This is a genomic window from Streptomyces geranii, assembly GCF_002954775.1.
Lineage (GTDB): Bacteria > Actinomycetota > Actinomycetes > Streptomycetales > Streptomycetaceae > Streptomyces > Streptomyces geranii.
The window spans coordinates 1-13,623 of record NZ_PJME01000098.1; the positions used below are offsets into that span (position 1 = coordinate 1).

Annotated in this window: 10 protein-coding genes; 5 read left to right on the forward strand and 5 right to left on the reverse strand. The window is 72.7% G+C overall.

Annotation, left to right across the window (positions count from 1 at the left end):
* Window positions 1-131 precede the first annotated feature (131 nt).
* From CW359_RS44565 to CW359_RS44580, 4 genes are all read right to left on the reverse strand, one after another.
* Window positions 132-1,145 carry a DNA-3-methyladenine glycosylase family protein gene (locus CW359_RS44565; RefSeq protein ID WP_105975991.1) on the reverse strand — a complete coding sequence of 338 codons (1,014 nt, stop codon included), beginning with the start codon at window positions 1,143-1,145 and terminating at the stop codon, window positions 132-134.
* A 130-nt stretch (window positions 1,146-1,275) separates the two neighbouring features.
* Window positions 1,276-2,652, reverse strand: coding sequence for a coenzyme F420-0:L-glutamate ligase (locus CW359_RS44570; protein WP_105975992.1), 1,377 nt, complete (start codon window positions 2,650-2,652; stop codon window positions 1,276-1,278).
* Between the two features lie 26 nt (window positions 2,653-2,678).
* Window positions 2,679-3,638 carry a 2-phospho-L-lactate transferase gene (gene cofD / locus CW359_RS44575; protein ID WP_105975984.1) on the reverse strand — a complete coding sequence of 320 codons (960 nt, stop codon included), beginning with the start codon at window positions 3,636-3,638 and terminating at the stop codon, window positions 2,679-2,681.
* A 70-nt stretch (window positions 3,639-3,708) separates the two neighbouring features.
* Entirely contained in the window at window positions 3,709-4,203 is a 495-nt protein-coding gene (locus CW359_RS44580) for a cysteine dioxygenase (RefSeq protein ID WP_105975985.1), read from the reverse strand.
* A 695-nt stretch (window positions 4,204-4,898) separates the two neighbouring features.
* Between CW359_RS44580 and CW359_RS44590 the strand changes: the two genes are divergently transcribed.
* The 3 genes from CW359_RS44590 (at window position 4,899) to CW359_RS44600 (ending at window position 10,505) form a co-directional block, all read left to right on the forward strand.
* On the forward strand, window positions 4,899-5,162 hold the full coding sequence (locus CW359_RS44590; RefSeq protein ID WP_010034659.1) for a WhiB family transcriptional regulator: 264 nt from the start codon (window positions 4,899-4,901) through the stop codon (window positions 5,160-5,162).
* A gap of 199 nt (window positions 5,163-5,361) precedes the next feature.
* The gene (locus CW359_RS44595) at window positions 5,362-9,033 is read left to right on the forward strand and encodes a glycosyltransferase (protein ID WP_105975987.1); all 3,672 of its coding nucleotides are present in this window, start codon (window positions 5,362-5,364) and stop codon (window positions 9,031-9,033) included.
* Complete coding sequence (locus tag CW359_RS44600; protein ID WP_105975988.1) at window positions 9,030-10,505, forward strand: DUF5719 family protein; 1,476 nt, start codon at window positions 9,030-9,032, stop codon at window positions 10,503-10,505. The genes CW359_RS44595 and CW359_RS44600 overlap by 4 nt, the downstream gene beginning before the upstream one ends.
* Window positions 10,506-10,541: 36 nt before the next feature.
* Here the strand turns inward: CW359_RS44600 and CW359_RS44605 are convergent, their stop codons facing one another.
* Entirely contained in the window at window positions 10,542-10,991 is a 450-nt protein-coding gene (locus CW359_RS44605) for a metallopeptidase family protein (RefSeq protein ID WP_105975989.1), read from the reverse strand.
* 281 nt (window positions 10,992-11,272) lie between these two features.
* Here CW359_RS44605 and CW359_RS44610 point away from each other — a divergent pair, with 281 nt between their 5' ends.
* Window positions 11,273-11,695, forward strand: coding sequence for a DUF3499 domain-containing protein (locus CW359_RS44610; RefSeq protein ID WP_105975990.1), 423 nt, complete (start codon window positions 11,273-11,275; stop codon window positions 11,693-11,695).
* A 441-nt stretch (window positions 11,696-12,136) separates the two neighbouring features.
* Complete coding sequence (locus CW359_RS44615) at window positions 12,137-13,504, forward strand: phosphomannomutase/phosphoglucomutase (RefSeq protein WP_105975993.1); 1,368 nt, start codon at window positions 12,137-12,139, stop codon at window positions 13,502-13,504.
* The last annotated feature ends 119 nt before the right edge of the window (window positions 13,505-13,623 follow it).

Consider the following 13,623-nt stretch of genomic DNA (forward strand, 5'->3'; position numbering starts at 1 on the left):
TTCACCCACCCCACCCAGGCCGCACCCGACAGCCCGTCCGGCGTTTGAGGACGAGCGCGGTCAGCGCGACAGGCGGGGGTCTGGGGGCGGCAGCCCCCAGGGATGGGTACGGGGAGGGGCGGCGGGGGCGATCAAAGCCGCCCGATGTCACCCTTGCGCATCCGAGGCCCCCGCCGCCCAGGCGTACGCCCACTCAACAAAATCAACCGAGCCGCCCGATGCCGCTGCCCCGCATACGGCTCCAGCAACGACAACATCACCGCATCATCCGCATCCCGATCCCCCGCCAGCACAAACCCCACGATCCCCGGCAGATGCAGATCCCCCACAGTCACCGCATCCGCCGCCCCATGACTCCGCTGCACAACCTCCGCAGACGTCCAGGGCCCCACCCCCGGAACCACCTCCAACCGACCCCGCGCCCCCTCCGGCTCCAACCCCACCGCCTCCTCCAGCCGCCCCGCGACCCGAACAGCCCGCAGTATCGTCGAGGCCCGCTTGTTGTCGACCCCGGCCCGATGCCACTCCCAGGACGGAATCAGCGCCCAGTCCCGAGCGGAAGGCATGACAAAGAGCCCGTGAACCGATCCCCCGGGCCCAGGCGCGGGCTCCCCGAACTTCCGCACAAGCAACCGCCAGGCCCGATACGCCTCGTCGGTGGTGACCTTCTGCTCCAGCACGGACGGAATCAGCGACTCCATGACCAGCCCGGTCCGAGTGAGCCGCAACCCGGGCCGCCGATGCCGGGCGAGCGCGACAACGCGATGCCGAGGCACGAACGCCTCGGGATCGTCACCGTCCCCCAGCAGCGCGGGCAGCTGCTCCAGCAGCCACGCCGCCCCGGGCCCCCAGGCCTCCCCCTGGACCACCCCGTCCCGCAGAGCGACCCGCAAGGTCCCGGGCCCCGCAGGCGTACGACTGGCCCGCCACACGGACCCGTCGGACGTGACCCGGAAGGTGGGATCACCGGGCCCCCGCCGCAAGGGCCCCAGCACGAGCCCGAGATCGAGCGGCCCCCCGGGCACCCAGGTACGGCTCACCCCAGAAGCAGAGCCCTGCCGAGGCACGACACCACCGGGCACGACGACATGCCCACCCCGCACGGTCGCACGAGTGGGCTGCCGAGGAGCAAACCGCCCTGCCAAGAAAACCGCCCCCAACCGGAGGACCCGAACCCGGAGAAACCGAACCCCACAAGCTCACCGCACGATGAACCCCACCGCACCACGGTCAACCCCACCGCACCACAGCCAACCCACCCGCACCCCACCCCCCTCACCGCACCTCGATAAACGCCCCCGCATCCCGATCCCCCCGAGCCCGAGGCGCCTCCGCCGGATGCCCGACAGCGACCGCCCCCATCGGATCCCACCCTGCGGGCAGCCCCAGCACGTCCCGCACGACCTCCCGGCAGAACATCGTCGAGGACACCCACGCCGACCCGAGCCGCTCCCCGGCCAGCGCGACAAGGAAGTTCTGCACCCCCGCGCCGGTCGCGACCACGAACATCTCCCGCTCGGCCCCGTCCCGCCGCGCGTCCCCGTACGTGTGCGACCCGTCCATCACCAGACACGGCACCACGAGATACGGCGCCCCCCGCAGCACCTCACCCCGCCGGACCCGCTTCGCGATGGACTCCTCGCTCTTCCCGTCCCGCCGCAGATCCGCGATCCAGGCGTCCCGCATGGCATCCAGCAGCTCGGTCCGCGACCGCTGCGACTCCAGCAGGACGAAGCGCCAGGGCGTCGTGTGATGAGGCGCGGGCGCGGTCACCGCGGCGGCGACCGCCCGCCGCACCGCACCGGGGTCGACGGGCTCGTCGGTGAACGCCCGCACCGTACGCCGCTGGGTCACCGCCTCCCGTACGGCCTCCGACGTACCGAGCCGGAACATGTCGTCCCGGGCCTCCCGCACGAGAGCCCGAGCCCCCAAATCCTCACCGTCACCGTCACCGTCGCTCCCGCCCCCGCTTCCGCCTCCGCTTCCGCCCCCGGTCACGACATGCGGCAGCCCCCGCACGACCGCGACCGGCAACCCGGACGCCTTCCCCTTGACCAGATCCCCGGCGGAAGCCAACTCGTCGGCGGTCGCCACCACCGTCGCGGACAGCGGATTCCCGTACGCGTCCGTGCCCCCGCGCAGATCGTCGAGCACGCGCACGCCCGCGGCGCCGATCGCCACGTCAGTGAGCCCCGCGCGCCAGGGTCGCCCGAAGGTGTCGGTCACGACGACGCCGATGTTGACGCCGAGGGCGTCCCGCAGGCCGTCCCGGATCGCCCGCGCGGACGCGTCGGGGTCCTCGGGCAGCAGCAGTACCGTCCCGGAGGGGGTGTTGGAGGCGTCGACGCCGGCCGCGGCCATCACCAGCCCCTGCCGGTTCTCCACGATCCGCAGCGGCCCGCGCCGCGCGACGACCCGTACGGTCTCGGCGTCGATGGCGGCCTCCCGGTCCGCCGCCTGGACGACCCGGCCCTCGGCCTTGGACACGATCTTCGAGGTGACGAGCAGCACGTCCCCGTCGACCAGCCCGGGCCCGGCGGCGGCGATGAGCTTCGCGAGATCGTCCCCGGGCTGAACCTCGGGCAGTCCCCCCACGGCCCAGACCCGATACCCGTCACCGTCGCCAGTGCCGCCACCGGTACCCGTGCCGATCGCCCCCTCACCGAAAAGCTCGCCGCTCACGCGCCCCGCACCTCCTCCGCCAGCGCGAGCGCCTCGCGCGCCATCTGCGCCGACGCCTCGACGTCCGTCATCATCAGCGGCACGGCACGGCAGCGGATGCCCGCCGACTCCACCCGCTCCACCGCACCCGCGTCGACCGTGTCGACGAGCCAGCCGTCCAGCAGCCCCGAGCCGTAGTGCTCGGCGACCGCCGCGGCCGTGGCCTCCACGCCGACCGCCGCGAGCACCTTGTCGGCCATCCCGCGCACGGGCGCGTCCCCGACGATGGGGGAGAGGCCCACCACGGGCACCCCGGCCTCGGCGATGGCCTCGCGGATGCCGGGCACGGCCAGGATCGTGCCGACGGACACCACCGGGTTGGACGGCGGGAAGAGGATCACGTCGGCTTCGGCGATCGCCTCCAGGACCCCGGGCGCCGGCTTCGCCTGCTCCGCGCCGACCGGCACGATCGCCTCGGCCGGTACGGAGGCCCGCAGCCGCACCCAGTACTCCTGGAAGTGGATCGCCTTGCGCTCGCCGTCCACCTCGACGGCGACATGCGTCTCCACCCGGTCGTCGGACATCGGGATGAGCCGCACCCCGGGCTTCCACCGGTCGCACAGCGCCTCGGTGACGGCGCTCAGCGGATAGCCCGCGCCGAGCATCTGCGTCCGCACGATGTGCGTGGCGAAGTCCCGGTCGCCGAGCCCGAACCACTCCGGCCCGACGCCGTACGCCGCCAGCTCCTCCTTCACCCGGAAGCTCTCGTCGGTACGCCCCCAGCCCTGCTCCTCGTTGATGCCGCCGCCGAGGGTGTACATCACCGTGTCGAGGTCGGGGCAGACCTTCAGCCCGAAGAGGTGAATGTCGTCCCCGGTGTTGCCGATGACGGTGATGTCCGCGTCCGGCACGGCCCGCTGAAGACCGCGCAGGAACCGGGCACCACCGATGCCGCCTGCCAGAACCACAATGCGCATGCCGACAAGTCTTGCAGGCGGGTACGACAACGCGTCGGCCGGTGGCCGGGCCGGCCCCGGTGACCCGCTGTCAGCCGGTCACCGCCGCCGACGGCGCGCAGCGCGCCGAGTGCATCGGCATCTCGGTCAGACCCGGGTAGTAGACGTGCAGGCTCACGGCCGGTTCGAGCGAGTCGTTGACCACCTCGTGGACGTATCCCGGCGCGAACACCCGCTGCGAACCCGCCCGCAACGCGCGCGTGCCGCGCTCCGTCCGCTCCGTCAGCCGGCCCTCCAGGACCGTCAGGACGCCCGAGGAGGCGCCGTGGTCGTGCAGACCGCTGCCCTGCCCGGGGACCCAGGACAGCAGCCACACCTCGTAGCCGGGGCCGGTGCTCAGCCGGTGGTACCAGCGCGAGGTCGCGTCGTACTCGACGAGGTGCGCCCACCGGGAGCGGTCCGCGGCGACGGCGCGGGCCAGGCCGACGAAGTCGGCGACGGTGGCCGGGTGCTCGCGCGGGGCCTGGAGGAGGTGCGGTACTTCGAGGATGTCGCCGGCGATCTGGAGGTCGCTGTCGCTGTTCATGAAGTGCGGAGGTCCTCGGCGGGAGAAGTGTGGGGGTTGGCTGGGTGTCGCGTACCGTCCGCCCGGGTCACGGGCGGGAAGGCCGGGAGAAGCAGCGCCCTGATGTGGGCTTCTGGGAAGCAGCAGCCGAGTCGCGGTGGACTCAGAGGCAGCCGGAGCGCGTTGGGCTCAACAGCTGGAGAGGCAACAACAGCTACAGCGAGCGGGGGCAGCACCGAGGGTCCGCGCGGGGCGGGTCGAGGTGAGTGCCAAGTTCGCGAGCATGCCCACAAGGACATCGGTTCACACCTCCACTGTCAACTCGACGCCCGGTATGTGGGACATGTTTCACCTCATCCGGTTCATCTCCCGGGTGAAAGGTTTGTGCGTACGACTTCGGGGACACATGGCGCACAACCAGGCGCGCGGACCTCGGAACGAGATCGAACTTCTGGGCGTCCTCTCCCGTACAGGCTGTGTGCGGAGGCGGTCGTCCTTCGGGGTCCCCCTCCAGGGTCTTCCTCTGCCTGTCAAGGTTTATGCCGATTTGAACACTTTCCGCATGGCCTTGGTTCCGCAGAGTGAATAAGGGGCCCAATAGCAGATCTCGGCTTGACTCGCCCGGAGCAGCACACTTGTAATTTCACTCGTGTCGTTCGGCCGATATCGGTTGACGGCAACCTCACGGGGACGCGAAAGACGGACGAGGGGCGCACATGACCGAGACGGTGCAGCAACTGCTGGTCGACGACGCGGACGAGGAACTCGGCTGGCAGGAGCGCGCGCTGTGCGCCCAGACCGACCCCGAGTCCTTCTTTCCCGAGAAGGGCGGCTCGACCCGCGAGGCCAAGAAGGTCTGCCTCGCCTGCGAGGTCCGCTCCGAGTGCCTCGAGTACGCCCTCGCGAACGACGAACGCTTCGGCATCTGGGGCGGTCTCTCCGAGCGCGAACGCCGCCGGCTGAAGAAGGCCGCGGTCTGAGGCGTACGGCACCGGGCTCCACGTGACCCGGCAGGACGCGGGTAGGACGCAGCGAACGGCCCGTCGCGGGTGGGTTGTCCACAGGCGGCGGGCCGCTGCGTTGCCCAGCCGCTAGTGTGACTGCTCGTCCGAGACGTCCCGCCGCTCACAGAGGGCACAGACGTCCACCACAGTCCACCGAACCGGGGCCCGTACCTCGATGTCCGCGCACAGCCACACGGCAGCCGACCACGGCACTGCCGCCACGCCAGAGTTCCCGCGTCACGTGGTGACCGCGGTGCTCGTCTCCCACGACGGCGCCCGCTGGCTGCCCGAGGCGCTCGCCGGGCTGCTCGGCCAGGAACGCCCCGTGCAGAACGTCATGGCGGCCGACACCGGCAGCGCGGACGACTCCGCCCAGCTGCTCACCGACGCCCTCGGCGCCGACCGCGTCCTGCACCTCGCCCGCCGCACCGGCTTCGGGCAGGCCGTCGAGGAGGCCAACCGCACCGCGCCCGTCCTCACCCCGGACGAACTGACGTACCTCAAGCGCCCCAGCGGCTGGGACCCCGTCACCCGCAGCTGGCGCGACGACGCGTACGACATGCCGGAACTGCCCCACGGCGAACCGGTCCAATGGCTGTGGCTGCTGCACGACGACTGCGCCCCCGACCCGGACGCCCTCGCCCAGCTGCTGCGCGTACTGGAGACCGAGCACGAACTCGGCCGGGCCGACGACATCGCGGTCGTCGGCCCCAAACTGCGCGGCTGGTACGACCGCAGGCAACTCCTCGAAGTCGGCGTCACCATCGCCCACTCCGGCCGCCGCTGGACCGGCCTGGACCGCCGCGAACAGGACCAGGGCCAGCACGACCACGTCCGCCCGGTGCTCTCCGTCTCCACCGCGGGCATGCTCGTACGCCGCGACGTCTTCGAGGAACTCGGCGGCTTCGACCGCCGGCTGCCCCTCATGCGCGACGACGTCGACCTGTGCTGGCGGGCCACCGCCGCAGGCCACCGTGTCCTCGTCGCCCCCGAGGCGGTCGTCCGGCACGCCGAGGCGTCCTCCCGCGAGCGCCGAACCGTCGACTGCGTGGGCCGCACCTCCGCGTCCCCGCACAAGGTCGACAAGGCCGGCGCCGCCTACACCCTGCTCGTCAACAGCCGTACGGCACAGCTGCCCTGGGTACTGCTGCGCCTGGTGCTGGGCACCGTGCTGCGCACGGTCGCCTATCTGGTCGGCAAGGCCCCCGGACAGGCCGTCGACGAGATCCGCGGCCTCCTGGGCACCCTGCTGCGCCCCGAGCGGATCATCGCCGGGCGCCGCAGGAGAGGCGCCGCCCAGATCGACAAGGGCGAACTGCGGGCCCTGTTCCCGCCGCCGGGCGCGACCGTACGGGCCACCATCGAACAGGCCGCCGGTGAACTCGTCGGCCGCTCCGACCCCGAGGCCACCTCCGGTGCGGGCCGGCACGGCGGCGCGGTCGAGTCCGGGCCCGGCGGGGACGACGCCGACTTCCTGGAGGTCGAGCAGTTCGTCCGGCTCAAGCGGATCGCCCGCAAGCCCGGCCCTGTGCTCTTCCTCGTCCTGCTGCTCGTCTCGCTCGTCGCCTGCCGCGAACTGCTCGGCGGCGGCGCCCTCGCGGGCGGCGCGCTGCTGCCCGCCCCCGCCGACTCCGCCGAACTCTGGGCCCGCTATCTGGACGCCTGGCACCCGGTGGGCGTCGGCGACACCTCCTCGGCGCCGCCCTATCTGGCGCTCGTCGCGATGCTCGCCTCCACGCTCTTCGGCTCGACGGGCCTCGCGGTCACCGTCCTGCTGGTCGCCTCCGTGCCGCTGGCCGGCTTCACCGCGTACTTCGCCTCCCGCCCGCTCGTCGAATCACGGCTCCTGCGCGCGTGGGCGGCCGTCGTCTACGCCTTCCTGCCCGCCGCCACCGGAGCCCTCGCGAGCGGCCGGATCGGCACCGCCGTACTCGCGGTCCTCCTCCCGCTGGCCGCCCGCGCGGGCATCGCGGCGAGCGGACTGGCCCACACCTCGGGCGCGCGCGGCAGCTGGCGCGCGACCTGGGCGTACACGCTGCTCCTGACGGTCACCACCGCCTTCACCCCGATCGTCTGGCCCATCGCCCTGCTGCTCGGCGTGGCCCTCCTCGTCGTAAGACGAGGCGAGATCACCGCCTACGGCCTGCGCTTCCTGGCCCAGCTCGGGGTACCGATCCTGGTCCTCGCCCCCTGGTCGCTGTCCCTGCTGCCGTTCGGCTTCTTCCGGGAGGCCGGCCTGGAGTACGGCACCGGCGCCGCGGGCGCCCTCGATCTCCTCAGCGCCAGCCCGGGCGGCCCCGGCACGGTCAGCGGACTGATGCTCATCGGCGTCGTCCTGGCCGCGCTGGCCGCCCTGCTGCGCACGGAGCGCCAGTTCGGCATCTGGACCGCCTGGGCGGTCGCCCTGGTGGGGCTCGTCTTCGCGGTCCTGTCGAACAGCTCGGCGTGGGCCGGACCCGCCACCCTCGTCTACGGCCTGGCCCTGCTGGCCGCCGCCGCGCTCGGCGCCGACGGGGCACGCTCGCGCGTGGCCGAGCAGAGCTTCGGCTGGCGCCAGCCGGTCGCCGCGCTGATCGCCTTCGCCGCCGCCGCGGGCCCGCTGCTCCTCGCCGCGGGCTGGATGATCGGCGGCGCCGACGGCCCCCTGGAGCGGCGCGACCCGGTCCAGGTGCCCGCGTTCGTCGCCGAGGAGAGCGGCACCCGCGACCAGGCCCGCACCCTGGTCCTGGCCAGCGACTCCGCCGCCCGCGTCGGCTACACCCTCGTCCGCGGCTCCGGCGCCCGCCTCGGCGACGGCGAACTCGCCGCCGAGAGCGGGGAGAACCCCCGTCTCGACAAGGTCGTCGCCAACCTCGTCGCCGGTTCCGGCGCCGACCAGGCCGACGAACTCGGCGGCTTCGCCGTGCGCTATGTCCTCGTCCACAAGGGCGCCCCCCGCCAGGTCGGCCGCGTCCTGGACGCGACCCCCGGCCTGAGCAGGCTCAGCCAGCAGGACGGCGGCGCGCTGTGGCGCGTCGACCAGGAGGTCTCCCGCGCGGCCATCGTCCCGGCGTCCGGCTCCGGCGAGGCGCAGCCAGTCGCCGCCGGACCTGTGGACATCCACACCACGATCCCGGCCGGTTCCGGAAGCCGCGTCCTGCGCCTCGCCGACTCCGCCGACGAGTCCTGGACGGCCACCCTCGACGGCAAGCCCCTCACCCCCACCACGGTCGACGGCTGGGCCCAGGGCTTCGAACTCCCCTCCTCCGGAGGGAAGCTGGACGTCACCTTCGACACCCCGATCGGCCACACCGCCTGGCTGTGGACGCAGGGCGCGCTCGCCGTCGTCCTCGTCGTCATGGCCCTGCCGGGCCGCCGCCGGGACGTCGACGACGACCTCCCCGAGGAGGAGCGCGAGATCCCCGCCCAGGCCACCACGGGCGAGGGCCGCCGCGCCCGCCGCCTGCGCGCCCAGGCGGAGGCCGACCAGACCGAACAGGCCGACGAACAGGCCGAGTTCCCGTCGGACACCCTGCCTCCTCCGGAGGAGCAGGCCCCGGCCGCGATCCCGCAGCAGCAGCCCTACGGCGACGAATGGAACACCGCGGCCTACGCGGGCACCCAGTACGACGGCTACGGCGCCGACCAGTACCAGAACGCCCAGCAGTACCCGCAGGGCACCTACGACCCCGCCTACCAGGGCGACCCGTACCAGAACGGCCAGTACGACCCGTACGCGTACGGCGCCTCGCCCCAGACGACGGCATACGACCAGACGTACGACCAGGGCTACGACCCCGCGTACGACCCGGCGCAGCCACACCAGCCCCACCCGCAGGGTGAGCGCCCCGACGGGAGCCAGCAGTGAACCGCACCACCATCTCCCTGCTCGCCGGCACGACCGCGCTCGCCGCCGTCACCGGCTTCGCCTCGCTCAACACCCCGGAGGCGGCCGACCCCGGCACGGCCAAGGCCGCCGCCCAGCTGCCCGTGGAGCGCACGAGCCTGCTCTGCCCGGCTCCCAGCACCTCCGACCTCGCGGACACGACGTACACGTCCTTCACGCCCGTCACCGAGGGCACCGGGAGCGACGGCAAGGCCGGACTGGCCGCCGCCACCGGGAAACCGGCCACCGGCGCGAAGGCCGCCAAGCCCGTCCTCACCCCCGCGGACCCCGGCAAGCCCGCCACCGGGGACACCTCGGGCGGCGACACCCCCGCGCAGATCGGCACCGCGGAAGGCAGGTTCGCGCCCGGCTGGACCGTGCAGGAGACCACCGAGGTCGCCGCGGGCACCGGACGCGGTCTGCTGGGCGTCAACTGCGCCGTCCCGGACACCGAGTTCTGGTTCCCGGGCGCCAGCACCGCCGCCGGCCGCACGGACTACGTGCACCTCACCAACCCGGACGACTCCGCCGCCGTCGTCGACATCGAGCTGTACGGCAAGGACGGCAGCCTCAAGTCGGACGTCGGCGAGGGCATCACGATTCCGCCGAACGGCAGCGAGCCCATCCTGCTGTCCACGCTCACCGACGCACCGCAGGCCGACCTCACCGTGCACGTGAGCGTGCGCAGCGGCCGGGTCGGCGCGGACGTCCAGGCCCTGGACGCCAAGTCCGGCGGCGACTGGCTGACCGCGTCCACCGAACCGGCGGGCAGCCTGGTCCTGCCGGGCATCCCCAAGGACGCCACCTCGGTCCGCCTGATCGCCTTCACACCCAGCGAGAACGACGCCGACCTGAAGGTGCGCCTCGCCTCCCCGAACGGCCTGATCACCCCGGCGGGCAACGAGACGCTGCACATCAAGGCGGGCATGACCACCGCGGTCGACCTCGGCGACGTCACGCGCGGGGAGGCGGGCTCCCTGGTGCTCACCCCGACCGACAGCTCGGTGCCGTTCGTCGCCGCCCTGAAGGTCGTACGCGGCAAGGGCGCCAAGCAGGAGACCGCGTTCATCCCGGCCACCGGCCCGGTCACCGAACGCGCGACGGCCGTCGCCAACACCGCCAAGGGCACCACGCTCTCCCTGACCGCCCCGGGCGCCGCCGCCCAGGTCAAGGTCACGGCGTCGGCGGGCAGCGAGGGCGGCACGCCGGCGACGAAGACGTACACGATCAAGGGCGGCACCACCCAGGACGTCGAACTCCCCGTCCCGGCGGGCCTGAAGGGCACGTACGCGCTGACGGTCGAGCGGGTCTCCGGGGGCGCCGTCTATGCCTCCCGGACCCTCGCGGCCCCGGCGGACGGCATCCCGGCGTTCACGATCCAGACGCTCCCGGACGACCGGGGGACGGTCGCGGTGCCGGAGGCTGAGCAGGATCTGTCGGTGCTGCAGAAGTAGGCGGTCCCCGCGCGCGGGGACCGCGTCGTCGGTCGGTCAGTCCTCGCCGTAGCGGGGGTCCACGGTGTCCGGGGTGAGCCCCAGCAGTTCGGCGACCTGCTCGACGACGACCTCGTGGACCAGGGCCGCGCGTTCGTCACGGCCCTTGGTACGGATCTCGACCGGGCGGCGATAGACCACCACGCGCGCGGGATGGCCCTCCCGCGCGGCGATCGTGCCCCCCAGGGGGACCGTCTCGTCCGCCCAGGCCTCGGGCGTGCCTTCGAGCTGAGGCACCTCGAGCACGAGGAAGTCGATGTCCGCCAGCTGCGGCCACCGCCGCTCCAGCCGCTCCACGGAGTCCTGCACCAGATCCGCGAAGGCCTCGGCCCGGCTCGCGGAGAGCGGAACCTGCGGCGGCGCCACGGGGCCGCGCATGCCACGGCCGTGGCGATCACGGCGACGGGGGCCGGGGCCTGCGGCGCGGGGCGGTACGGGGTTGTCCATCACTGACGAAGAGTAGTCCCCGCGACCCGCGCGCGGGGGCCGGGCACGCTGCGCCCACCTGCGTCGAAGAATGATCATTCCAGCCAAGGTTGGGCTTGATTTCGCAGCCCTCCTGGATCACCCGGACCGTCGATCTCAGCACAGTTGGCACGATTTGCGGCAAGTAGTGATCGGGGTCGGGGTTGTTCGGTATCTCGTAACCCGATGTCCTCCCAGGTCAACGACTTGTCCAAGAAGACCCGTGTGGGCGGTTTCACAGCACGACACGGGGGAGTGGCCTGGTGGGGAGTCGTCGCGGCCCGCTCAAGAGTGCGGTACCGTCCAACGTCGTGAGCCCTGTACGTCGCTGTTCGCGCACCGCTTGCGGCCGTCCCGCCGTCGCGACGCTGACGTACGTCTACGCCGACTCGACCGCGGTCCTCGGCCCCCTCGCGACCTACGCCGAACCCCACTGCTACGACCTGTGCGCCGAGCACTCCGAGCGCCTCACCGCGCCGCGTGGCTGGGAGGTCGTCCGGCTCCTCGACTCCTCCGCTCCCGCGCGCCCCAGCGGTGACGACCTGGAAGCGCTTGCCAACGCCGTCCGCGAGGCGGCCCGTCCGCCGGACCGGGCGACCGGGCCGGGCGGCGCCCGCACGGCGGACCCGCGCGAGGTCGCACCGCGCCGCGGACACCTGCGGGTGCTGCGCTCGCCGGACAACTGACCGCGCGCACAAGGTTCCAGCCGATCTCACCGGGCAGCGCACGCGCGCGTTGACGTGAGCTTGTCGCGGACACGGCGATTCCGGAACCCGCGAGAAACCGCTTTCCGCATCGCGGAATCCACCGCGACATCCGGGGAGGCACCCGTGCACGTCCAGGAACCGGAACCCGTCGCCGACTCGCTCGGCCTGTCCGCCCTCGTCGCGCCCCTGCCCCTCGTCATCGTCCTCGTCCTGCTCGGCGGCGTCCGCACGAAGGCCCACCGGGCGGGCCTGACCGGCCTCCTGGCCGCCGCACTCGTCGCCCGCCTCGCCTACGGCATGCCGGTGGACCAAGGGAGAGGGCGGAGGAGAGGGCGCACGGGCAGGGGTTCGCGCACCGGGATGTGTCAGTGCGGGCGGGTAGTTTGGGGCGACCGAACAGGACTTCCAGGAAGGCCGGCCGTGCCCGCAGATCTGTCGCAGCTCGTGAAGGCGTACGACGTACGTGGTGTCGTCCCCGACCAGTGGGACGAGCCGCTGGCGGAACTGTTCGGCGCCGCCTTCGTCCAGGTGACCGGGGCGGACGCGATCGTGACCGGCCACGACATGCGCCCCTCCTCGCCCGGCCTGTCGCGGGCCTTCGCGCGCGGGGCGGCGGCACGCGGCGTCGACGTGACCGAGATCGGCCTGTGCTCCACGGACCAGCTCTACTACGCCTCGGGCGCCTTCGACCTGCCCGGCGCCATGTTCACCGCCTCGCACAACCCGGCCCGGTACAACGGCATCAAGATGTGCCGCGCGGGCGCGGCGCCGGTCGGGCAGGACACGGGCCTGACCGAGATCCGCGAACTGGTCGAGTCATGGCTGGACGAGGGCGCACCGGAACCGCAACCGGTGACTCCGGGGACGATCACGCGCCGTGACACTTTGCAGGACTACGCGGCGCACCTGCTCTCGCTCGTGGACCTGACGTCGATCCGCCCCCTGAAGGCGGTCGTCGACGCGGGCAACGGCATGGGCGGCCACACCGTGCCCACGGTCTTCGCGGGCCTGCCCCTCACCGTCCTCCCCATGTACTTCGAACTGGACGGCACCTTCCCGAACCACGAGGCCAACCCGCTCGACCCGGCCAACATCGTGGACCTCCAGAAGCGCGTCCGCGAGGAGAACGCAGACCTGGGCATCGCCTTCGACGGCGACGCGGACCGCTGCTTCGTCGTCGACGAGAACGGCGACCCGGTCCCCCCGTCGGCGATCACGGCCCTGGTGGCCTCCCGCGAACTGGCCCGCAACGGCGGCTCCGGGATCGTCATCCACAACCTGATCACCTCCTGGTCGGTCCCCGAGGTCGTCCGCGAACAGGGCGGCACGCCGGTACGCACGCGCGTGGGCCACTCCTTCATCAAGGCCGAGATGGCCCGCACCGGCGCGATCTTCGGCGGCGAGCACTCCGCCCACTACTACTTCAAGGACTTCTGGAACGCCGACACGGGCATGCTGGCCGCCCTCCACGTCCTGGCCGCGCTCGGCGGCCAGAACGGCCCCCTGTCGACCCTGGTAGCCCAGTACGACCGCTACGCGGGCTCCGGCGAGATCAACTCCACGGTGACCGACCAGACGGCCCGCCTGACCGCGATCAGAACGGCGTACGAGGCCCAGGAAGGCATCGAACTCGACGAACTGGACGGCCTGACGGTCACGTCGACGAACTGGTGGTTCAACGTCCGCCCGTCGAACACGGAGCCTCTGCTCCGCCTGAACGCGGAGGCGAGGGACGAGGCGACGATGGAGAAGGTCCGGGACGAGGTACTGACGATCATCCGAGGCTGACGGCCCGGGACCGGCCTTTCCTCGCCCCCGCCGCCCCTCCCCGTTCCCCTCCGTCGGGGGGCGGCGCCCCCAGACCCCCCTTGGACCCCAACCGCCGGCGGGGCTAGGTAGTCAGCCCG